We start from the raw sequence: 20,525 nt of genomic DNA, 5'->3' as shown, positions 1-20,525 counted from the left end.
GCCGGAAAACAGGACATTGTGCCCGGCCGCAACCCAGCTGTCCCGCACGCGGCGCCGCGGCAGGCAGGATCCCGCGCAAGCCCGCTCCCATGAACACGCGGGGCGTGGCCGCAACGCCGTCAACGCAAGCCTGGCGGCGATCCGGTGCGGACCTGGTGCGCTTACTTGTCGCGCCAGTAGTTGTTGGCCTGGGCCACGGTCTGGAAGTTGATCGCGACCGTCTGCGAGGCCTGGATCAGTTGTTCCGGATCCTTCGCGTATTCGGGCCGGCCGGCCTTCAGCACGCTCTTGTCGTGCTGGGTCTGCGACACGCCCAGGCGCGAAAGTTTCAGTGCCAGCTGGAAACCTTCGGCCGGTGTGGCGGTGATCAGGGTTGACAGTTCAAGCGGATTGCGCTCGGGCGCGGCAGCAGGTTCGGCCTTTTCCTGTGCCAGCGCGCTGGTGGCCAGCAGTGCGGACAGGCAAGTGGCGGTCAGGATCGACATCGTGCGGGACATGGCTTCCTCGTGGCGTGATCGGCTGGAGATGTACGGGCGCCGCGCCGGCATCCGGGCGGATACCGCGACACCCGGCGTCCATGCTACTCCCGGCCATCCACAGTGGCGAAAACCACCACCCGCCTCCGACCACGGACAAACCCGCCCCCGCGAATGCCGCACAAAACACTTTCGTGGCACGAATGACGGGCCTGCGGGCCGCGAGCATGAGCCACGAAACAGGCCAGACCGGCCGCGACAACGCGACCAGCCTGCTCCACCTTCAGCGCGTGCCGGCCTCAGCGCGTGCCGATCGTCGTGGCCGAGTAGCCGCCGACTTCGAACTCCAGCGTGCGCGCGCCGCCGTTCTGCAACACCGCATCGATGCGCACCTTCGAAGTCTCCGGCAGGTGTTGCACGAAGTGGGCGAAGTCCTTGACGAAGATCGCGTGCTCGCCGGTTTCCGGAATCTCGCCCTCCACCGTGCGTACCGCAGCGTCATCGAAACGCACGCTCAACCGGCACGGCGAGCCACAAGTGAACGGGCCGTGGTCGGACAGCAGGTAAACGTCATCGCCCCATTGCGGATGGCGGCGCAGCACCAGACGCGCGCGTGGCGCTTCCTTGCCGGCCTGCGCCGGTGCCAGCGGTTCGGTGGCGAAGATGTAGGCCGTCCGCACCCGGCCACCGGCTTCGGCATCGTGGGCATCGTGGTAGACCCACAGGCCCTGGAGCCTGCGTTCCTCGCGTTCGGCACTGATCTGCGCGCGCAGCGGCTCGACCTCGGCCCGCAATGCCGCGGCGGCCGGGGTCTGCGGAAAATTGGCGATGACGTGATCGGCGATGTTCAGCGCCAGGTCGGCACGGCCGCCGGCCTTGAGCTGCTGGTAATTGTCGTACTGCTTTTGCGCCTCGGCCTCGATCCGGGCCTGCATCATGGCCTGCTTTTCCTCTTCGCTCGGCACCTTGTCGCAGGCCGGCAGCACGGCCAGCGCGGCGAACATGGCAAGAGCGGCGATGAGCCTGGTGATCTCTGGTTTCATTGCAGGAACTCCCTCAGCGCCGCCACCGTGGCGGCCTTGCATTCGAACATCGGCATATGGCTTGCGCCGTCCATCAGCACGATGCGGTTGTCCGGAATTTTCGCGGCATAGATCGCCGCCGCACTGGCATCGATGACGCGGTCGCCACGGCACCACAGCAGCAGGGTTGGCGCGCGGATCGCCGCAGCTTCCTGTTCCGGCAGGAAGGCGTCTTCGCTGCGCCCGATGCTGTCCAGGATGCCCTGCTCGAACCCGGCCTGCGCGATGCGCTGGCGCACCATCAGACGCGCCACGCTGCGGGGCATCCACGGCACCTTGTCGAACACCAGCCCCAGATAATTGCGCAGCGAAGCCTCGTCGGAAACACCGAACGGGTTTTCACCCTCCAGCACCGCCAGGCCGAAGGCGTTGTCGGAAAACCGCACCCCGGACGCATCCATCAGCACCAGCCGCCGCACCCGCTCCGGATAACGCGCCGCCAGCACTGCGGCAATGCCGCCACCCATCGAATGCCCGACCACATCCACCGGACCGGCGCCAATGGCATCGATGAACTCCGCCAGCCGCCGCGCCTGTTCCGCATAGCCGTAATCGGCGCCTTCGATGCGTTCGCTTTCGCCCCAACCGGGCAGGTCCGGCGCCAAGTGCCGCCAGCCCTTGCCCAGCGGCCCGATCAGCGGCAGGAAGTTTTCCTTCATGCCGGTGAATCCGTGAATATGCAGCAGCGGCGGGCCGCGCCCGGCTTCCAGATAAACGATCCGGCCATCGGCCAGTGACAAACGGCGAACCCGGGCGCCGGCGATCAGGCGTTGGCGTGCGAATTCGGCACGCAGCAGCCGCGCCGGATCACTGAGCCAGACCGCCGCCAGCGCCGCACCACCCAGCGCCAGACCGGGCAACAGCCAGGCATTGCTGCGGCGAGGCGAGGACATCAGTGCGGCTCCCGGCGGCGCATCGATGGATTACCGCTTCCGTTCCGCCACCACGGCCTCGACCGAGGCGGTGGTGATCGGGTGATAGCCCGGACGCGCCTGCTCGAACACCTGGCGCGCGAACTCGCGCCCGTCACGGCTGGCGACCAGCGCTTCGTACACCGGCATGATCAGCTTGCGCCGGCCATTGGTTTGCAGGAACTCGGCAATCGCCGGGCGCGCTTCGAAATAACCGCTGCGCACCGTCAGCGGGAACCAGCGCATCAGGATTTCGCCGTTATGCGACGTGGTCAGGCGGAAGGCCTCGTCCAGTTCCACCAACTGCTCGTTGGAAAGCTTGTTCGGCAATCCTTCCAGGAAGTGCACCCACTCTTGCGACACCCAGCCGCGCGTATCGATTTCCTCGGCCGGCACCTGTCCGCCAAGCCAGCGCTTGCGCACCTCGTCCACCGCTTCCAGCCGCGTGGAAACAGCAGCCGGCGCGTTGGCGGGAATCCCCGGTTGGTAGAGCCAGGCATCCAGTTCCTTGTCGGTGATCGCTTGCGGGAACTGCTGCAGCAGGTTCTCGCGCAGATAGGCCAGGAACTGCCCGGTTTCGATGCTCTGGAACGCGAAATGCTCGAAATACCCGCGCAGGAAGGCGTCGAAAGTCTCGCGCCCGACCCGCGATTCGAGAAAACCCAGGAACCACGCGCCCTTGTCGTAGGCCACCGAACTGAGCGTGCCTTCCGGATCGGAACCGGCCACCGGGCTGGGCGCCAGCACCTGCGCCGCCTTCGGCATGCGCTTGATCTCGCGGCGCAGGCTGTCCTGGTTGATGACGCGCTCCATCGCGGCCACATCCTCGCCGTACAGCGCCTCGATGATGCGGTTCTCGACATAACTGGTGAAACCCTCGTTCAACCACATGTCGGCCCAGCGCGCGTTGGTCACCAGATTGCCGGACCACGAATGCGCCAGCTCGTGCGCGATCAGCGACACCAGCGATTTGTCGCCGACGATCACCGTGGGCGTGATGAACGACAGGCGCGGATTCTCCATGCCGCCATACGGGAACGAGGGCGGCAGCACCAGCAGGTCGTAACGCTCCCAGCGGTACGGACCGTACAGCGCCTCGGTCGCGGCGATCATCGCTTCGGTATCAATGAATTCGGCATGCGCGGCTTCCAGCGTGGCCGGTTCGGCCCAGATGCCGCTGCGTTCGGATATCGGCTTGAACACCACATCCCCGACCGCAATCGCCATCAGATAAGACGGAATCGGCTGGCGCATGCGGAACACATAATCGCCATCGCGCGGCTCATCGGGCGGATTGTCCGCGCTCATCAGCGCCATCAGCGAAGCGTCGGTGCGGACCCGCGCGCTGTAGGTGTAGCGCACCGAAGGCGTATCCTGCAGCGGCACCCAACTGCGCGCGTGCACCGCCTGCGACTGGCTGAACATGAAGGGATGGCGCTTGCCGGCCGTCATCGACGGCTCCAGCCATTGCAGCCCGGACGCCTGCGGCGAAGTGCGGTAGCGGATGCGCACGTTTTCGTAAGGGCGGCGCAGCGTGATCGTCAGCTTCTGGCCCAGATGCGGATCAGTCTCGCCCAGCGCATGTTCGAGCTTGAACCAGCGCCCGTCCTCACCCTTGCCCGACACCCGCTCGATCGTCAGGTCGCGCGTATCCAGCACCAGCTCGCGCGCCGCCGGATCGATCCACTCCAGCGCCAGATCGGCCCGCCCCTGCAACTGCTTCGCCTCGAAATCGACCTTCAGATCCAACCCGATATCGCGGATCACGACCTTGTCCGGCTGCGCATGGGAATGCACATCGCGGGGGGGTTCCTGGGCCACCGCCACGGCGGCGTACAACAGGGCGGACAAGGCAAGCAGACTGCGCATCACGGCATCCATTCTGACGGGCTGAACCAGCCGTGGAGTCTACCGCAGCGCCGCCCCCGGGCGCCGCCCGCAGCCGGCTGCGTCATGTCGTCGTTACCTGCATCAGGCATCATGTCCGGCCTTTCCCGCCACACCATGTATTCCGCCATGCGCCGCACCTGTCTGCTGTTGTCCCTGCTTCTTTCCTCGAATGTGATGTCCGCTGCCCCCTCTGCCGGTCATGAGGGTGCCCACGAGGGTGGCCATCAGGTGCCGCCGGTGCCGCGCATCGCGCATCCGCACGAGGAAACGGCGGCGTGGTGGTTCCACGCCGGGGCCGAGGCGGCGGCGCGCAACCGGGGTGCGGCCAAGCCTGCGGCGCGCAATGTGATCATCTTCATCGGCGATGGCATGAGCATCCCGACGCTGGCGGCGGCGCGCATCCTGGAAGGCCAGCGCCTGGGCGCATCAGGTGAGGAGCGGCGTTTGTCGTTCGAGGAGTTCCCGCACACCGCCTTGAGCCGCACCTACAACACGGACAGCCAGACGCCGGATTCGGCCGGCACCATGAGCGCGATCACGACCGGCGCCAAGACCCGCGCCGGCGTCATTTCCGTCGGACAGGGCGCGCGACGCAGCGATTGCGCATCGGCACAGGGCCAGTCGCTGGTGACGCTGATGGAACTGGCCGAAACCGCCGGCATGGCGACCGGCATCGTCACCACCACGCGCCTGACCCACGCCACACCGGCCGCAACCTTCGCTCACGCGCCGGACCGCAATTGGGAAAGCGATGGTCAGATCCCGGCCGCGCAGCGCGAACACGGCTGCACCGACATCGCGCGGCAGCTGATCGAATTTCCCTACGGCGATGGTCTGGATCTGGCGCTGGGCGGTGGCCGCCGCCATTTCCTGCCGGCCGGCAAGGCCGATCCGCAAGACCTGCCACGCGCCGGCCTGCGCCAGGACGGGCGCGATCTGACCGCCGAATGGGCCGCACGCGAAGGCGCGGTCTACGTCAGCGATGCCGCACAACTGGCGGCGGTGGACATGGACAACACCCGCCAGCTGCTCGGATTGTTCGCGCACGATCATCTCCAGTTCGACCACGACCGCCGCCTCGATGCGCGCGGCGAACCCAGCCTGGCCGAGATGACGCGCAGTGCGATCGAGTTCCTGTCACGGCGATCGGAAGGCTATGTGCTGATGGTCGAAGGCGGCCGTATCGACCATGCCCACCACTACGGCAACGCCTACCGCGCGCTGGATGACACCGTCGCACTGTCGGACGCGGTGCGTGTGGCCACGGAAATGACCTCCGAACAGGACACCCTGATCCTGGTCACCGCCGATCACAGCCACACTCTGCACATCACCGGCTACCCGGAGCGCGGCAATCCGATTCTGGGCCTGGCGCAGCGCCAGCGCGATGGCAAACCGGTGCCGCTGAAGGATGCCCTCGGCCTGCCCTACACCACGCTCAGCTACGCCAACGGCCCCGGCTACACCGGTGCCAGCAACGCGCAGCCGCAGGGCGCCAAACAGTGGCCGCATGCGCTGGCCGGTCTGCAAGCCGCAACGGCTCCCGTGGATCTGACCGAAGTGGACACCACCGCACAGGACTTCATGCAGCCTTCGCTGGTGCCGCTGGAAAGCGAAACCCACGGCGGCGACGATGTCGCGGTGTTCGCACGCGGCCCCGGCGCCGAAGCGGTGCGCGGCTCGCTGGAACAGAACGTGCTGTTCCACCTGATCGTGCAGGCCCAGCCGACACTGCGCGGCCAGCTCTGCCGGCTCGGCGCCTGCGTCAACGGCACCGTGCCCAGCGCCCTGCCCGATCATTCCAAGCTGCCCGCCACCGCACGCTGATTCCCGCACTCCACCCGCGCCGGGCGCCGGCGCGGCCGTCACCTGACTGACGCCGAAGCGCAACCTGTCTGTCGTCTACAGCGCCGATGCTGGCCTGATCCTGATCACTGGACGGCAGCAATGCAGGAACTGGAAACCACGCTCTCCGAGCGCTACCCGCGCTGGTTCCAGGGGCCGCGCTGGCCCTTGGTACGCGGTCTGCTGCGGCACTTCGGACGCTGGTCGGGCGTGGACCGGCTGCGTGGTTTTCTGGCCGAACACGGCCACCTGCGTGGCCTGCCGTTCGTCGAGGCGGCGCTGCGTTTCCTCGACCTGCGCTACACCGTGGACCAGATCGAGTGCAGCCGCATCCCGGAAACCGGCCGCCTGCTGATCGTCGCCAACCATCCGTGCGGCGCGCTGGATGCGCTGGCATTGCTGGATTTCGTCGGACGCATCCGCCAGGACGTGCGTATCGTGGCGAATGATTTCCTCAGCGGCATCGAGGGTCTGGCGCCGCTGCTGCTGCCCGTGCGCATCCTCGGCGGGCGCCCGCAGCCGGGCAGTCTGCGTGCGATCGAACAGGCGCTGGCGCAGGGCCAGTGCGTGATCGTGTTCCCGGCCGGCGAAGTCTCGCGCCTGGGTCTGCGCGGCATCGCCGACGGCCCGTGGCGGCGCGGCCTGCTGCGCTTTGCGCTCAACAGCGGTGCACCGGTGCTGCCGGTGCGGATCGAAGCGCGCAATTCGGCGCTGTTCTATGCCGCCTCGGCGCTGTTCAAACCGGCCGGCACCGCCTTGCTGCCGCGCGAACTGCTGCGCCAGCGCCGCCAGCGCATCAATCTGCGCATCGGCCAGGCCCAGCAACTGGCACCCGGCGACGATCCAGAGGCCACTCTCGCGCAGCTGCGCGATGCGCTGTATCGCATGGGCCGCCGCCCGGCAGCGAGCCGGCACGAAACCGAACCCGAAACTCTGACCGATGCGGTCGATCCGGCGCTGCTGGAAGCCGAATTGGCCAAACTGCGCACGCTCGGCGACACCGCCGATGGCAAGCGCATCCTCGTCGGCCGCCTGCCGCCCGGCTCGCCGCTGCTGCACGAACTGGGACGGCTGCGCGAACTGACCTTCCGCACCGTCGGCGAAGGCACCGGCAAGCGGCTGGATCTGGACCGCTACGACGCCTGGTACGAACAGATTGTGCTGTGGGATGCCGGCGCACGCCGCATCGCCGGCGCCTACCGCGTCGCCAACGGCGCCCGCACCATTGCCGAACATGGTCTGGCCGGTTTCTACACCCACACCCTGTTCGACTATTCCGACACCATGCTGCCGCGCATCGCCGCCGGGCTGGAACTGGGCCGCAGCTTCGTCACACCCGAATACTGGGGCAGCCGCAGCATCGACCTGTTGTGGCAGGGCATCGGTGCCTACCTGCGCCACCACCCGGAACTGCGCTACCTGTTCGGCGCGGTATCGATCAGCGCCGCACTGCCGCTGCCGGCGCGCGAACAGATCGTCGGCTACTACCGCCACTTCTTCGGCAGCCGCCAGCGCCTGGCCAGCGCCCGCCGCCCGTTCACCCCGATGTTCGCGCACGACTACGGCGACAACGACGCCGACAGCGCCTTCCGCCAGCTCAAGGACAGCCTGCACGCCTTCGAATGCAGCGTGCCGATGCTCTACAAGCAATACGTCGACCTGTGCGAACCGGACGGCGTACGCTTCCTCGCCTTCGGCGTGGACCCGGATTTCTCCGACAGCGTCGACGGCCTGATCGAACTGGACCTGGCCTGGCTCAAACCGCGCAAACGGGCGCGGTATCTGGGGGAAACGGAAACCGCATCCGAGGTGGCGTGATGGTGTCCGTACCCGCGAAAGCATGTTCCATGCGCCGCGCCATGATCCACCCTCACCCCGGCTTGCGCACCATCAGCCAGAACACCAGCACCAGTGCGAGAAACGCCGGCCAGCCGAGCGCGAACCACCAGCGCATCAGGCGGAAGTAGGCGGTCGGCAGCGGGGTTCCGGTGCGGTACGCGGTGTCGGCCAGGGCGCGGACGCGGTACTGGATCGCGACCACCGGCAGCCAGCAGGCGCCGGCCAGCAGGTACAGCGCGAGCGAGAGCCACAGCCAGGTCATCGTCCACGGCAGGCCCATGAGCTGGATCAGCCAGAAGCCGGTCAGCGGCTGCACGATGATCGCCGGCGTGGTGAACAGCCAGTCGGCCAGCACCACGTGGCGCGAGGTGATGGCGATGCCGGCGATATCGCCACGACGGTGCGCCATCCACATGAAGAACGCCGTGCCCAGGCCGGTACCGAACAGCACGGTGGAGGAAAGAATGTGGATCGTCTTGAGGGTGAAGTAGTCCATCGCTATCACTGGCGCTCCGCACCGGCTGCGGCGAAGGCGATGGCGACCAGCACGAGGCCGTTCTTCAGCAGGCCGCCGAAGGGATCGAGCCATGCCTGCGGCAGCAGCAGGCCGATGAACCCGCTGTAGCCGAGCACCAGCAGGGCCATTGCCGCCAGCGCGGCACGTGGCGCGCGGCCGGAAAGCAGCCAGGCACCGAGCACGATATCGGCCACGCTGCCGGTCAGTCCCAGCACCGGCGCCCATGCAGCGGGAAACGGGCTGTGCGCGAACAGCGCGGCGACCTGTTCTGCCGGCAACGCGAAACCGACGATGCCCGAAGCGATGAAGGTCAACGCCAGCACCACGCGCAGCAACGGTTGCAGGAAGACGCTGCGCGCCTGCCAGCGGTCGGCACTGCTGGCCGGCGCCTGCGCCAGTACCGCATCCATGCGCGCCGGGGTCCAGTCCAGTGCGGCAGCAGCGCGTTCGGCATCGTTGATGTTCAACACATTGCCGCGTTCCAGCATGCGCCACATTGTCATACCGAGCGGGCCGCGCCCGAGCTTTTCGCCTAGCCATGCGCCGATGCGCGCCAGCGGTTTCGGGGTCGTGATGAAACGCGTTTCGCCCAACCCGAGCCAGCGCCGCCACAGCGCCAGATATTCGCGCAAGGTCAACGCCTGTGGGCCGCCCAGCGGCAGGATCTGGCCTACCGCTTCGTCGCGTTCCAGTGCGGCCAGCACCGCGTGCGCCAGATCATCGGCATCCAGTGGTTGCAGGCGTTGGTCGCCCTTGCCCGGCAGTGGAACCCATGGCAATGCCGCCAGACCACGCAGCAGTGTGGTGCCGCCGTAGGAACCGCGCGTGGAATAGACCACCGACGGGCGCAGCACCACGGCGGCAACACCGGATGCGAGCAGACGCGCATCGCCGCGATGTTTGGAAGCGATGAACTCCCCATCGGCCGGATCGCCCAGCGCAGACACCTGCACGATGCGCTTCACACCCATCTCGGCGCAGGCATCAAAGAGCGCCGCCGGTACGGTTTCGTGCACTTTCTCGAAGGTGGCTGCGCCGCTTTCGCGCAGGATGCCGGTGCAGTTCACCACCGCATCAATGCCGGCCAGACGCGGCCGCCAGACCGCCGGATCGGTATCGCGGGCGAAATCACAGGCGATGGACGCAACGCCCGGCAAGGCTGTGTCTACCCGTGTTGCACGCACTGCGGCGACCGGTTCGTGCCCGGCGCGCAGCAGCGCCGAAACGATATGCGCGCCGATAAAACCGTAGGCGCCGGTGATGAGTATTTTCATGGAGTTGTGCGGCCTCTCCTTGCTCCCTCTCCCCCAAGCCTGCTTGAGAGAGAGGGTTGGGGTGAGGGGGGCTTTACAGTCTCACCGCCGGGAAAAGCGCTCGCGACTTTGCCGCTCCCCCCTCACCCCAACCCTCTCCTCCGCAAGCGGGGGAGAGGGGACATCATCAAACGCGATAGCCGCTGTGGATCGCGCAGATGCCGCCGCTGAGGTTGCGGTAGTCGCAGCGCGCGAAACCGGCTTTTTCCATCATCGCGCGCAGTTCATCCTGCGGCGGGTGCTTGCGGATGGATTCGGCCAGGTACTGATAGGAATCCGGATCTCCAGCGAACAGCGAGCCGAGCTTCGGCAGCACCTTGAACGAGTGGAAGTCGTAGATCGGCCGGAACCAGGCCGGCTTCACTTCGGAAAACTCCAGTACCAGTGCGCGTCCGCCGGTCTTGAGCACGCGGAACATCTCGTTGAGCGCCTGCTGCTTGTCGGTGACGTTGCGCAGGCCGAAGGCGATGGTGACCAGATCGAAATGGCCATCGGGAAACGGCAGTGCTTCGGCGTCCATCTGCACGTATTCCAGCCCGCGCACCAGGCCGCGATCGGTCAGGCGGTCGCGGCCGACGCCGAGCATGTCGGCATTGATGTCGCCGATGACGATTTCGCCGCTGTCGCCCACGTGCGGATGCAGCAAGGCGGCGATGTCGCCGGTGCCTCCTGCCAGATCCAGCACCCGGTCGCCGCGTTTGACGCCGGAGGTGGCGACGAAATAGCGCTTCCAGATGCGGTGGATACCGAGCGACATCAGGTCGTTCATCAGATCGTACTTGCGCGCGACCGAGCTGAAGACTTCGCCGACCAGCTTGCGCTTGTCCTGTAGCGGCACATCGCGGAAGCCGAAATGGGTGGTGGCCGGGGCCGGCTCGGCCGGCGCGTTCTGGGTGGGGGTGGTTTCGTTACTCATGCGCGAATTATCGCACCGCGCCTGCCTCGCCGCCCGCCTGCGGTTCGAATCCGGCGCAGAACGCCAATGCAGACATTGGCCCCGGGCGGATCGGCGCGCAACTCCTGCAAGAACTGGCGCAACGGCAGTGCGGCCCGGGCCCGTTCAAACAGTTCCAGGATGGCGATGTCGCGGGTCTTGCTCATGCGCTGCCCATTGCGGTAACCGGGCCATCGCCGGTATGCGATGCCTCGTTGCAGAAGGCGTGAAGTGGCGGGCGATCAGCTCAGGATTTCAGGGCTTGTCGCGCAGCGCAGCGGCCAGCGCGTCGAGATCCTCGCGCAGCGCCGCCGGAACTTCATTGATGCCCCGCAGGGCCTGTTCGGCTGCGTCATGCGACTGCCGCGCAGCCTCGCGCTCACCCTGGATCAGCTGCACCATTGCCAGCATCGCCCACGCCTTGCCCTTGTCATCGCTGGCCTGCGGATACAGGCGCTCGGCCATCGCGACGGCCTCCTGCGCCACCGACCGTGCCAGCTCCAGGCGCTGCTGCGAGACCGCCATCTCGGTCAGATTCGCCAGACCGAACAGCACCACCGGATGATCCCCACGGAAGCTGCGCTTGCGCATCTCGACCGATTCGCGCATCAATTCCAGCGCTTCCTCGCCACGCCCCAGATCCAGCGCCAGCAGGGCACGGTTGTTGAGCAGGATCGCAATGTCGCGGCTGCCTTCCGGATGCAGCCGGCGCAGCAGTTCGCGCGCGCGGGTGTAGCCGGCGTCGGCCAGTTCCAGTTCGCCCAGGTCGTGCAGCACCTGCGCATGGTTGCTGAGGATGTTGGCGTATTCGTCCTCGGGCACGCTCACGCCGTGCTGCTCGATTGCGGCCAGGGCCTGTTCCACATACGGCCGCGCGGCGGCGTATTGCCCCTGCATCATATGGATGTAGCCCAGATTGCTGGAAGCGGTGACGTAGAACGGCAGGCGCTGCTGGCCGGCCTGCTGCATCTGCGTGACGACCTGCTCGAGCCGGGTCGCAGCTTCCTGGTAGTGGCCCTGCTCGAAGCGCAGCAGGGCCAGTGCGTCGGCCAGCTTCCAGGTGGTGGGATGGGCATCACCGAACACGCTCTGCGCCTCGGCCAGGCCGGTCAGGATCTGGCGTTCTGCCGCCTCCAGCCGGTTCAGGCTCAGCAGGCTGGCGCCGATCGCATGGCGCACTCCGGCGGCAATGGCCGGGCGCTCTCCGAAACGGCTGTCCAGTTGCTGCGCGGCCGATTCCAGCACATCGCCGAGGCTGACCTCGACGCCGGTGTGGTCGACGTTGGACTGGCCCAGCACTTCGAGCAGGAAATCGTTGATCTCGGCCGTAGCCTGGGCCGCGATCCGCGCCTGATACCCCTGATACAGCGCCAGCCCGGAGGCCGCCAGGATCAGCATCAGCGCGCTGCCGACCAGCACGCTGGCAACGCGGTGGCGGGACAGGAACTTGGATGCGCGATAGCGCCAGGTATCCGGCTGCGCCAACACCGGCCGCCCGGCCAGATGGCGGCGCAGGTCGTCGGCCAGTTCCTGTGCGCTGCCGTAGCGCCGTTCCGGCTCCTTGTGCAGCGCCTTGGCGACGATACGGTCCAGATCCTGCGACAGGCGGCGCAGCGGTTGGGCATAGCCGGGCGTGGCATCGCCATCCTGCAGGGCACGCGATAGTGTCGGCGGCTCTGTGTCGCAGACCATGCGTTCCACTTGCGCCGGGGTCATTTGCCCGGTGTCGTAGGGGCGCTTGCCGCTGAGCAGCTGATACAGGATCACGCCGAGCGAATAGATGTCCGAGCGGGTCGTGATCGGCAGGCGGCGGATCTGTTCGGGGCTGGCGTAGGCCGGCGTCATGGCGCCCAGCACCGTGGTCTGGGTATCGGACGCGGTACCGGATTCATGCAGCGGATCGACCAGTTTGGCGATGCCGAAATCCAGCAGGCGCGGATTGCCGTTGGTATCGACCAGCACGTTGCCCGGCTTCAGGTCGCGGTGCACGATCAGGTGGCGATGGGCTTCCTGCACCGCTTCGCAGACCTGACAGAACAGTTCCAGCCGCGCGTTGACATCCAGTTGCTGCTCGCGGCAATAGCGCATCAGATCCACGCCATCGACGAATTCCATCACCAGATACGGCACGCCGAGTTCGGTGCGGCCACCGTCCAGGATGTGCACGATGTTGGGATGTTGCAGCTGCGCCAGGATCGCGCGTTCTTCCTCGAAACTGGTCAGCAGGCCCTGACGTCGCACCGGGTCCAGTGCCAGTTGTGCCGGCTGGATCAGCTTGATCGCGACGCGCTGGCGGTACAGGCCGTCATCGCGCCAGGCCAGATACACCACGCCCATGCCGCCGGCATTGATCGGCCGTTCGATACGGTAGATGCCGACCCGTTCGCCCGGCTGCGGCAGGCCCGGCGCCAGCGGTAGGCTGATGCCTTCGCCCGGCTCGAGGAAGTCACCGGAGCGCTCGTGGCCAAGCAGCAGCTCACGCAGGCGCTGACGCCGACTTTCCGGAAGATTCATGTTGCGCAGTGCGGTTTCGCGCTCGGTGGCGGGCAGTTCGAGCAGTTCTTCCAGCCGCTCCAGCACCTCGCGCTCGGCCGCGCCATCGGACGAATCCGGTGTTCCCAGTACGCGCGTGGGCGCGCTCATGGTGCGCTCCCGGCGCGTGCTTCCGGAGTTTCGCCGGAGCCGTGGCTGAGTGCATCGAACAGCCAGACCCGTGCCGCCTGCCAGTGACGTTTGACCGTGGCCGGCGACAGCTCCATCGCCTCGGCGGTATCTTCGATCGAGAGGCCACCGAAGAAGCGCAGCTCCACCACACGGGCCTTGTCCGGCGCGATGGTTTCCAGCCGCAGCAGGGCGTTTTCCAGATCCAGCACGTCCAGCGCGTCCTGTTGCGCCGGCAGGTTGGTGAACAGGGTGACGCGCTCGCCGCCATCGCGCTTGCTGGCCTGGCGGCGACGCGCATGGTCGATCAGGATTTCGCGCATCAGCCGCGCCGCGACACCGATGAAGTGCGCCCGCCCCTGCCAATCGATGCGGTCCAGCGCGGCCAGGCGCTGGTAGGCCTCGTTGACCAGTGCGGTCGGTTGCAGGGTGTGTTCGCCACGCTCGCTCTCAAACTGGCGCCCGGCCAGTGCGCGCAGCTCCTGGTACAGCAGCGCGACGAGCCGGTCGCGCGCCGCCGTGTCACCAGCGCGCCATGCATGCAGCAATTGCGTGGCATCCCCTGTCATGCCTGCGAATCTACCACTGTGTCGGCGCCGGCGCGTGCCCGGTTCAGCCGGTTCAGCCCGCCCGCGTGGTCTGCCCGGGGCTGTCGCGCGACAGGCCGGCGGCTTCCAGCGCGGCCAGATATTCATCCCAGTTGCGCTGCTGTTCGCGCCCCAGCGCATGCAATTTGGTCCAGGAATAGATGCCGCTGGCATGGCCATCGGAAAAATTCAGCAGCACCGCGTAATTGCCCATCGGCTGGATGCCGTTGATCGCGACCTCGCGCTTGCCGCCCAGCAGTACGCGCTGTCCGGGGCCGTGGCCCTGCACTTCGGCCGAGGGCGAGTTCACCCGCAGGTATTCGGCCGGCAGCCGGAAGCGGCTGCCGTCATCGAACGCCACTTCCAGCACCCGCGAGGCGCGATGCAGGATCAGGTCGGTGGGCCGGGGTGTATCCATCGGAATCGGTTGCCGGGTTGGTTGCGGTATCCGGTCAGGGAGCCTTTGATCAAGTCTCGCAACGTCATTCCGGTTTTCGCCGGAATGACGGCTTGTTTAGACGTTCCTTTACAGGATATAGCGGGAGAGATCCTGATCCTGCACCAGATCGCCCAGGGTGGCATCGACGAAAGCGGCATCGATGCTGATGCTTTCGCCGTCGCGATCCGGGGCCTCGTAGGACAAGGTATCCAGCAGCTTTTCCAGCACCGTGTGCAGGCGCCGCGCGCCGATGTTCTCGGTGGTTTCATTGACTGTGAAGGCGATGTCGGCCAGTCGCTCGATGGCATCGTCGGTGAAGCTGACCGTCACGCCCTCGGTGCCGAGCAGGGCCTGGTACTGCCGGGTCAGCGCGCTGTGCGGTTCGGTCAGGATGCGGCGGAAATCCTCGCGCGAGAGCGAGGTCAGCTCGACCCGGATCGGGAAACGGCCCTGCAGTTCGGGAATCAGATCCGACGGCTTGGCCAGATGGAACGCACCCGATGCAATGAACAGGATGTGGTCGGTCTTGACCGCGCCGTACTTGGTGCTGACGGTGGAACCTTCCACCAGCGGCAGCAGGTCGCGCTGCACGCCTTCGCGCGAGACATCGGCGCCATAACCTTCCGAACGCTTGGCGACCTTGTCAATTTCGTCGATGAAGACGATGCCGTTCTGCTCGGCCATCTCGATCGCCTGTTCACGGATGTCGTCCTCGTTGACCAGCTTGCCGGCTTCTTCCTCGATCAGCAGCGGGCGCGCGGCAGAAATCTTCATCGTGCGCTTCTGGGTTTTCGCGCCGGAAAGCTGGGAGAACATCTGGCGCAGCTGCTGGCCCATTTCCTCCATGCCCGGCGGTGCCATGATGTCGACGCCGACATTGATCGCGGTTTCCAGATCGATCTCGCGCTCGTCGAGCTTGCCTTCGCGCAGCTGCTTGCGGAATTTCTGCCGGGTTTCGTTCTGGCTGCCGTCTTCCTGCGGCCAGCCGGCGGCGTCCTGGCGGCGCGGCAGCAACGCATCCAGGATGCGGTCCTCGGCGCGGTCCTCGGCCTGGCTGCGAACCCGGGCCTTGGCCTGTTCGCGCTGCATCTTCACGGCGGTATCGGTCAGGTCGCGGATGATCTGTTCCACGTCCTTGCCGACATAGCCGACCTCGGTGAAGCGCGTGGCCTCGACCTTGACGAACGGCGCATTGGCCAGTTTCGCCAGACGACGCGCGATCTCGGTCTTGCCCACGCCGGTGGGGCCGATCATCAGGATGTTCTTGGGCGTGACTTCACGGCGCAGCTCGGGTTCCAGCTGCATCCGACGCCAGCGGTTGCGCAGCGCGATCGCGACCGCGCGCTTGGCGCTGTTCTGGCCAATGATCCAGCGGTCCAGTTCGTTGACGATTTCACGGGGGGTAAGGGAGGACATCGTGGTTTCCTGGAAAAGCGTCAGGCCAGTACGGCGACGCGGGGAAGAATGTGGTTGCGGCTCAACGGAGCAATGACAAGATCTTCGGGCAGCGCGGATGGATCGACCCAGGCCAGCGTTTCGATTTCAGCCTGCGGCACGGGTTCGCCATCGACACTGCAAATGAACACCTGCGCCTCGACCCGGCGCCCGATTTCATGCACGGCATCGTCGGAAAATTCGCCCAGCGCCTGCGCCGATTCCGGCTTCAGCCGCACGCCCAGTTCCTCGTGCAGCTCGCGCGCCAGCGTATCCAGCGCAGCTTCACCCGGTTCGCGCTTGCCGCCGGGCTGGATGTAGGTGCCCGAGCCGCGCTTGCGCACCAACAGCACGTGGCCGGCCGCATTGCGGATCACCGCCGCGACAATGCGCACCGGTGCTGGTCCGGCCATCGCTCAGAGCTCCTCGATGGTGCGGTTGTGGTTGGTGTAGATGCAGATGTCGCCGGCGATCTTCAGCGCCTGTTCGACGACCTGGCGCGGGTCCAGTTCAGTGTTTTCGATCAGCGCGCGCGCCGCCGCCTGCGCGAACGGGCCGCCGGAACCAATCGCGATCAGGCCGTGCTCGGGTTCCAGCACATCGCCATTGCCGGAAATCAGCAGCGAGGCTTCCTTGTCGGCCACCGCCAGCATCGCTTCGAGCCGGCCCAGACGGCGGTCGGTACGCCAGTCCTTGGCCATTTCCACCGCTGCGCGCACCAGCTGGCCGCCGTGCTTTTCCAGCTTGGACTCAAACAGTTCGAACAGCGTGAAGGCATCGGCCGTGGCCCCGGCAAAACCGGCCAGCACCTTGCCGTTGCCCAGCCTGCGCACCTTGCGCGCATTGGCCTTGACCACAGTGTTGCCGAGCGTGACCTGGCCATCGCCCCCGATCACGACGCGATCACCGCGACGCACGGAAACGATGGTGGTGGCGTGGAAGGATTCGTTACTGGACACAATGGCAATCCGGAAAAGGCAGTCCCAATACAGGTGGGGGCGGCATGGATGGGATCAAGCCCAATCCCACTGCTCGCCACACAGGCCGCCGGGGACGGTCCCAGCGTCACTGACCGGCGGACGGTCAGCCCGGGGACCGAAGCCCCTCACGCCCCCCACTGGCCCGGGCGCGGGCTGCAAATCGCGCAGATAACTCGGCAGGACTCGATGGAAACCGTGCGACAGGACAGCCATCGCGGCCTGACCACAGCAGCGGCGTGGCTCAACCGCGTCGCCGCGCGCGCGGATGGGCCGCGTCGTAGACATTGGCCAGATGCTGGAAATCCAGGTGCGTGTAGATCTGCGTGGTGGAGATGTCGGAATGGCCGAGCAGTTCCTGCACACCGCGCAGATCCTGCGAGGATTCCAGCGTATGACTGGCAGAGGCATGACGCAGCATGTGTGGATGGACGCGCTTGTCGATTCCCTGGCGCTGGGCGATGGCCTTGAGCCGCAGGCCGACGCTGGCGCGCGCGATCGCTGCGCCGTTGCGGCCCTTGAACACCGGCTGGTCCGGCCCGGCGCCACCGGCGGCACGCAGCGCCAGCAAGGCCTTGCGGGCGTAGCGGCCGACCGGGATGTCACGGTCTTTCGCGCCCTTGCCGAGTACGCGCACCATGCCTTCGTCCAGATCCAGATCGCGCCAGCACAGCCCGCAGACTTCAGCCAGACGCAGGGCCGAGGAATACATCAATTCGAACATCGCCTTGTCGCGCAGGTCTTCCGGCGTGAGCACCTCGAAATCCAGCAGCCGCGCCATTTCATCCACGTCCAGCACCTGCGGCAGCTTGCGCACCACGCGCGGCGCGCGCAGGCCGGCGGCCGGCGAGGCGTCGAGGCGGCCTTCGCGCACCAGATGCAGGAAGAATCCGCGGCACGAGGACAGCAGCCGCTGCACGCTGTTGGGCGAGAGCCCGCGACGGTGTTCGGCTGCGAGGAAGGCGCGCATCTGGTGGTTGTCCAGCGCCTTCCAGGCAGTGATCGGCAACGCGCGGGCGTAGCCGGTCAGACGCGCCAGATCGCGCCGGTAGCCGGACAGGGTGTGGGGCGAACAGCCGCGTTCCACCCGCAGCCGTTCGAGGAAACCCAGCACGTCGGCGGACAGCGCATCACGCGATTCCAGCCCGTCGTGGCGGCTGGCCGTGCTCATCAGAGCGGATCAAAGCGCGCCAGTGCGGCGACCACGGCCTGGGCCATCAGGCGCAGGAACATCGTGCCCATGCCCGGATAGAAGCGATTGCTGTCGTCGCTGCCGATCGCCAGGATGCCGTACCTGCCCAGCGGCAGCAGCGCGCTGGACTGCACGCTGCCGGCATCGGCGCCGAACAGTACTTCCAGCTTCTGCGCCTGCACCCGGCCGCACAGCGGTTCGTCGCCGGCGAGAAAGTCGGCGAACGGCGCCAGCGTTGGATCCTGGCGTGGCAGCACGCGCCACCACGGACTGTCCGGCAACGCGACATCACCCAGCAGCAGCACGCGCAGCCACTGGCTGTTGAAATCCTCGCGCAGGCTGGCGACCAGCGTGGTCAGCGTTTCGGGCAGATCGCGCGCGCGCATCAGCGCCAGCGTGAACTGGTGGGTGCGCACGGTCAGCCGTTCGTTCTCGTTGGCAACCGCGAACAGGTCCTGCAGGCGGCGGTTGAGTTCGCGGTTCTTCTCGCGCAGCACGTCGAGCTGGTAGCTGGCCAGCGAGGTCGCCTTGCCCTGCTCACGCGGCAGTTCGATCGCCATCGCCACATCCGGGAACTGCGCCAGGAAGGTGGGATGCTCGCGCAGCCAGGCTGCAATGGTGGCGGCGTCGATGTCACGCCTGGGGGTGTCGCTCATGACAGGAACTCTCCTTCGAAAACGAATTCGGCCGGGCCGGCCATGTGGATCGGCGTGCCCTCACCGGCCCAGCGCAGGTGCAGCGTACCGCCGGGCAGTTGCACCGCCACCTGTTCGTCCAGCAGGCCGCGCCGTGCCAGCACCGCGACTGCGGCACAGGCGCCAGAACCGCAGGCCAGGGTTTCACCGACGCCGCGCTCGTACACCCGCAGCGCGATGCGGTCGCGCCCCAGCAACTGCGCGAAGCCGACATTGCAGCTATGGGAAAACGCGGCATCGCGTTGCAGCGCCGGCCCGATGCGCACCACATCGGCCTGCGCCACGTCCGGCACTTCGATCACCGCGTGCGGGTTGCCCATCGACACCGCGCCGGCTTCGATGGTTTCGCCATTCAGCGTGAAGCGGTACGGATCGGCCTGTTCCCGTGCCAGACCGACAGCCGGCGGGGAAAAATCCGGCACGCCCATGTCGATGCCGATGCCGTGTGCATCGACGCTGGCGACGATACGCCCGGCCGGGCTGTCGAGCACGAAATCACCGGACGGCACACCGCCATCGCGCAGCAACCAGGCCGCGACGCAGCGCGCGCCGTTGCCGCATTGCGCAGCATCACTGCCATCGGCATTGAGGATCGAATAGGCCGCCTGCGCGCCCGCACTGCGCGGCGCATCGATCGTGATCAGCTGGTCGAAACCGATGCCGCGATGGCGGTCGGACATGCGCGCCACACGCTCGGCCGCCAGCGGTACATCGGCGGCGCGGCGGTCGATGATGACGAAGTCGTTGCCGGCCCCGTGCATCTTGGAAAAGCGCAGCGGCATGGCCGGCATCACCGCAGCGCGGCAGGCTCGGGCCGGTCCGGCAATACCAGGTCGCCCTTGTTGCCGCAGGCACAGGCGGCGGACAGGAGCAGTGCGGTCAGGGCAAGGCGCAAGATGGTTTTCATGCTGGCAGTATAAGCGTCACGTTCCGACTGCGAACCTGCCATGTCTCCGTCGCTGTTCGTCCTGATTCCCGCGCTGGCCTGCGCGTTGTTCGCGCTGATGCTGATCGTCGGCATGCGGCGTCGGCCGGTCTTCCGCTCACGCACCGGCAACGGGCTGCGCGGCCTGTTCGCGTTCGCCTTCGCGCTGGCGGCCATCGGGCTGATCGGACTGGCGTTGTCGCTGCACCATTACCTGACGCTGGAACGCGAAGTCACCGTCGCCCGGCTCGCTTTCCAGGCGCATGGCCCGCAACATTTCACCGCCACTCTGGATACCGCCGACGGCCGCCGCCGCGAGCTCACGCTGCGCGGCGACGAATGGCAGCTGGATGCACGGGTGATCTCGTGGAAACTGCCGGCGCTGCTGGCTGGCGCGCCACCGCTGTACCGGCTGGAACGTATTTCCGGACGCTACCGCGATATCCGCGCCGAGCGCGAAGCCGAGCGCAGCGTGCATGCACTGGATGAAGACGCGCTGCTGGATCTGTGGACGATCAAGCAGCAGTTCCCGCGCTGGCTGCCCTTCGTCGATGCCCACCACGGCAGCGCGGCCTACCTGCCGATGCTCGATGGCGCGCAGTTCGAGGTCACCCTCGGCGGCCGTGGCGGGCTGGTCGCACGCCCGGCCGACGACACCACACGGCTGAAGCTGGAGCAGTCCGGCTGGTTTGGCGGCCCCTGAGCGGCAATCGCGGATGCGGGCCGGACCTGAGGCCCGGCCATCCCTGACCGGGCCCGGTCCTGAAAACGACAATCAGGCGAACAGCTGCCTGACCATCCAGCGCGA

At 66.9% G+C, this 20,525-nt stretch carries 21 protein-coding genes; 3 read left to right on the top strand and 18 right to left on the bottom strand.

All coding sequences use genetic code 11. The features are described from left to right. Window positions 1–161: 161 nt before the first annotated feature. The 4 genes from WDB66_RS00165 to WDB66_RS00150 form a co-directional block, all read right to left on the bottom strand. Window positions 162–497 (bottom strand): hexameric tyrosine-coordinated heme protein, encoded by a 336-nt coding sequence (locus WDB66_RS00165; protein WP_339396403.1) that lies wholly within the window; start codon window positions 495–497, stop codon window positions 162–164. A 278-nt stretch (window positions 498–775) separates the two neighbouring features. Continuing rightward, window positions 776–1,519 carry a hypothetical protein gene (locus tag WDB66_RS00160; protein WP_339396402.1) on the bottom strand — a complete coding sequence of 248 codons (744 nt, stop codon included), beginning with the start codon at window positions 1,517–1,519 and terminating at the stop codon, window positions 776–778. Beyond that, complete coding sequence (locus tag WDB66_RS00155; protein ID WP_339396401.1) at window positions 1,516–2,451, bottom strand: alpha/beta fold hydrolase; 936 nt, start codon at window positions 2,449–2,451, stop codon at window positions 1,516–1,518. Before WDB66_RS00155 ends, WDB66_RS00160 begins: the two co-directional genes overlap by 4 nt. A 30-nt stretch (window positions 2,452–2,481) precedes the next feature. After that, window positions 2,482–4,338: a M1 family metallopeptidase gene (locus WDB66_RS00150; protein WP_339396400.1), complete on the bottom strand. Its 1,857-nt coding sequence runs from the start codon at window positions 4,336–4,338 to the stop codon at window positions 2,482–2,484. 147 nt (window positions 4,339–4,485) lie between these two features. On the opposite strand from WDB66_RS00150, the gene WDB66_RS00145 reads away from it, so the two are divergent. Continuing rightward, window positions 4,486–6,186, top strand: coding sequence for an alkaline phosphatase family protein (locus tag WDB66_RS00145; protein ID WP_489670805.1), 1,701 nt, complete (start codon window positions 4,486–4,488; stop codon window positions 6,184–6,186). A 120-nt stretch (window positions 6,187–6,306) separates the two neighbouring features. Then, window positions 6,307–8,022, top strand: coding sequence for a bifunctional ornithine lipid synthase OlsF (olsF, locus tag WDB66_RS00140; protein ID WP_339396398.1), 1,716 nt, complete (start codon window positions 6,307–6,309; stop codon window positions 8,020–8,022). 52 nt (window positions 8,023–8,074) lie between these two features. Here olsF and WDB66_RS00135 read toward each other — a convergent pair whose 3' ends face one another. The 14 genes from WDB66_RS00135 to lptM all read right to left on the bottom strand — a co-directional run bounded on the left by WDB66_RS00135 (window position 8,075) and on the right by lptM (window position 19,699). Next, window positions 8,075–8,539 (bottom strand): DUF2269 family protein, encoded by a 465-nt coding sequence (locus WDB66_RS00135; protein WP_339396397.1) that lies wholly within the window; start codon window positions 8,537–8,539, stop codon window positions 8,075–8,077. Window positions 8,540–8,544: 5 nt separating this feature from the next. Continuing rightward, window positions 8,545–9,834, bottom strand: coding sequence for an NAD(P)H-binding protein (locus WDB66_RS00130; RefSeq protein ID WP_339396396.1), 1,290 nt, complete (start codon window positions 9,832–9,834; stop codon window positions 8,545–8,547). A gap of 166 nt (window positions 9,835–10,000) precedes the next feature. Continuing rightward, window positions 10,001–10,789, bottom strand: coding sequence for a bifunctional demethylmenaquinone methyltransferase/2-methoxy-6-polyprenyl-1,4-benzoquinol methylase UbiE (ubiE, locus tag WDB66_RS00125; RefSeq protein ID WP_339396395.1), 789 nt, complete (start codon window positions 10,787–10,789; stop codon window positions 10,001–10,003). After that, window positions 10,786–10,974: a hypothetical protein gene (locus WDB66_RS00120; protein WP_339396394.1), complete on the bottom strand. Its 189-nt coding sequence runs from the start codon at window positions 10,972–10,974 to the stop codon at window positions 10,786–10,788. The genes ubiE and WDB66_RS00120 overlap by 4 nt, the downstream gene beginning before the upstream one ends. Before the next feature lie 88 nt (window positions 10,975–11,062). After that, window positions 11,063–13,450, bottom strand: a complete 2,388-nt coding sequence (locus WDB66_RS00115; protein WP_339396393.1) for a serine/threonine-protein kinase — start codon at window positions 13,448–13,450, stop codon at window positions 11,063–11,065. Beyond that, window positions 13,447–14,037 (bottom strand): sigma-70 family RNA polymerase sigma factor, encoded by a 591-nt coding sequence (locus tag WDB66_RS00110; RefSeq protein WP_339396392.1) that lies wholly within the window; start codon window positions 14,035–14,037, stop codon window positions 13,447–13,449. Before WDB66_RS00110 ends, WDB66_RS00115 begins: the two co-directional genes overlap by 4 nt. Before the next feature lie 52 nt (window positions 14,038–14,089). Then, on the bottom strand, window positions 14,090–14,473 hold the full coding sequence (locus WDB66_RS00105) for a gamma-butyrobetaine hydroxylase family protein (RefSeq protein ID WP_339396391.1): 384 nt from the start codon (window positions 14,471–14,473) through the stop codon (window positions 14,090–14,092). A 108-nt stretch (window positions 14,474–14,581) separates the two neighbouring features. After that, complete coding sequence (gene hslU / locus WDB66_RS00100; protein ID WP_339396390.1) at window positions 14,582–15,910, bottom strand: ATP-dependent protease ATPase subunit HslU; 1,329 nt, start codon at window positions 15,908–15,910, stop codon at window positions 14,582–14,584. 20 nt (window positions 15,911–15,930) lie between these two features. Next, a complete protein-coding gene (locus tag WDB66_RS00095) occupies window positions 15,931–16,341 on the bottom strand; it encodes an NUDIX hydrolase (RefSeq protein ID WP_339396389.1) in 411 nt (136 codons plus the stop codon). 3 nt (window positions 16,342–16,344) lie between these two features. After that, a complete protein-coding gene (gene hslV / locus WDB66_RS00090) occupies window positions 16,345–16,887 on the bottom strand; it encodes an ATP-dependent protease subunit HslV (RefSeq protein WP_339396388.1) in 543 nt (180 codons plus the stop codon). 262 nt (window positions 16,888–17,149) lie between these two features. After that, on the bottom strand, window positions 17,150–18,076 hold the full coding sequence (locus WDB66_RS00085; protein ID WP_339396387.1) for a tyrosine recombinase XerC: 927 nt from the start codon (window positions 18,074–18,076) through the stop codon (window positions 17,150–17,152). Beyond that, window positions 18,076–18,753 carry a DUF484 family protein gene (locus WDB66_RS00080; RefSeq protein ID WP_339396386.1) on the bottom strand — a complete coding sequence of 226 codons (678 nt, stop codon included), beginning with the start codon at window positions 18,751–18,753 and terminating at the stop codon, window positions 18,076–18,078. Before WDB66_RS00080 ends, WDB66_RS00085 begins: the two co-directional genes overlap by 1 nt. Continuing rightward, window positions 18,750–19,583 (bottom strand): diaminopimelate epimerase, encoded by an 834-nt coding sequence (dapF, locus tag WDB66_RS00075; RefSeq protein WP_489670799.1) that lies wholly within the window; start codon window positions 19,581–19,583, stop codon window positions 18,750–18,752. The genes WDB66_RS00080 and dapF overlap by 4 nt, the downstream gene beginning before the upstream one ends. Continuing rightward, window positions 19,583–19,699, bottom strand: a complete 117-nt coding sequence (gene lptM, locus WDB66_RS15175; protein ID WP_487931850.1) for an LPS translocon maturation chaperone LptM — start codon at window positions 19,697–19,699, stop codon at window positions 19,583–19,585. The genes dapF and lptM overlap by 1 nt, the downstream gene beginning before the upstream one ends. A gap of 40 nt (window positions 19,700–19,739) precedes the next feature. On the opposite strand from lptM, the gene WDB66_RS00070 reads away from it, so the two are divergent. After that, window positions 19,740–20,420, top strand: coding sequence for a hypothetical protein (locus WDB66_RS00070; protein ID WP_339396384.1), 681 nt, complete (start codon window positions 19,740–19,742; stop codon window positions 20,418–20,420). Window positions 20,421–20,525 lie beyond the last annotated feature (105 nt).

The organism is Denitratimonas organivorans, from assembly GCF_037478135.1.
In the GTDB taxonomy this organism is placed as follows: Bacteria; Pseudomonadota; Gammaproteobacteria; order Xanthomonadales; family Xanthomonadaceae; genus Denitratimonas.
Note: the sequence above shows the minus strand (reverse complement) of the source record. Positions and strands in the feature narration are given on the sequence as shown.

Coding starts and splice junctions, on each gene's coding strand:
- WDB66_RS00165 (WP_339396403.1), bottom strand. CDS start 497: ATGTCCCGCACGATGTCGATCCTGACCGCCACTTGCCTGTCCGCACTG.
- WDB66_RS00160 (WP_339396402.1), bottom strand. CDS start 1,519: ATGAAACCAGAGATCACCAGGCTCATCGCCGCTCTTGCCATGTTCGCC.
- WDB66_RS00155 (WP_339396401.1), bottom strand. CDS start 2,451: ATGTCCTCGCCTCGCCGCAGCAATGCCTGGCTGTTGCCCGGTCTGGCG.
- WDB66_RS00150 (WP_339396400.1), bottom strand. CDS start 4,338: ATGCGCAGTCTGCTTGCCTTGTCCGCCCTGTTGTACGCCGCCGTGGCG.
- WDB66_RS00145 (WP_489670805.1), top strand. CDS start 4,486: ATGCGCCGCACCTGTCTGCTGTTGTCCCTGCTTCTTTCCTCGAATGTG.
- olsF (WP_339396398.1), top strand. CDS start 6,307: ATGCAGGAACTGGAAACCACGCTCTCCGAGCGCTACCCGCGCTGGTTC.
- WDB66_RS00135 (WP_339396397.1), bottom strand. CDS start 8,539: ATGGACTACTTCACCCTCAAGACGATCCACATTCTTTCCTCCACCGTG.
- WDB66_RS00130 (WP_339396396.1), bottom strand. CDS start 9,834: ATGAAAATACTCATCACCGGCGCCTACGGTTTTATCGGCGCGCATATC.
- ubiE (WP_339396395.1), bottom strand. CDS start 10,789: ATGAGTAACGAAACCACCCCCACCCAGAACGCGCCGGCCGAGCCGGCC.
- WDB66_RS00120 (WP_339396394.1), bottom strand. CDS start 10,974: ATGAGCAAGACCCGCGACATCGCCATCCTGGAACTGTTTGAACGGGCC.
- WDB66_RS00115 (WP_339396393.1), bottom strand. CDS start 13,450: ATGAGCGCGCCCACGCGCGTACTGGGAACACCGGATTCGTCCGATGGC.
- WDB66_RS00110 (WP_339396392.1), bottom strand. CDS start 14,037: ATGACAGGGGATGCCACGCAATTGCTGCATGCATGGCGCGCTGGTGAC.
- WDB66_RS00105 (WP_339396391.1), bottom strand. CDS start 14,473: ATGGATACACCCCGGCCCACCGACCTGATCCTGCATCGCGCCTCGCGG.
- hslU (WP_339396390.1), bottom strand. CDS start 15,910: ATGTCCTCCCTTACCCCCCGTGAAATCGTCAACGAACTGGACCGCTGG.
- WDB66_RS00095 (WP_339396389.1), bottom strand. CDS start 16,341: ATGGCCGGACCAGCACCGGTGCGCATTGTCGCGGCGGTGATCCGCAAT.
- WDB66_RS00085 (WP_339396387.1), bottom strand. CDS start 18,076: ATGAGCACGGCCAGCCGCCACGACGGGCTGGAATCGCGTGATGCGCTG.
- WDB66_RS00080 (WP_339396386.1), bottom strand. CDS start 18,753: ATGAGCGACACCCCCAGGCGTGACATCGACGCCGCCACCATTGCAGCC.
- dapF (WP_489670799.1), bottom strand. CDS start 19,583: ATGCCGGCCATGCCGCTGCGCTTTTCCAAGATGCACGGGGCCGGCAAC.
- lptM (WP_487931850.1), bottom strand. CDS start 19,699: ATGAAAACCATCTTGCGCCTTGCCCTGACCGCACTGCTCCTGTCCGCC.
- WDB66_RS00070 (WP_339396384.1), top strand. CDS start 19,740: ATGTCTCCGTCGCTGTTCGTCCTGATTCCCGCGCTGGCCTGCGCGTTG.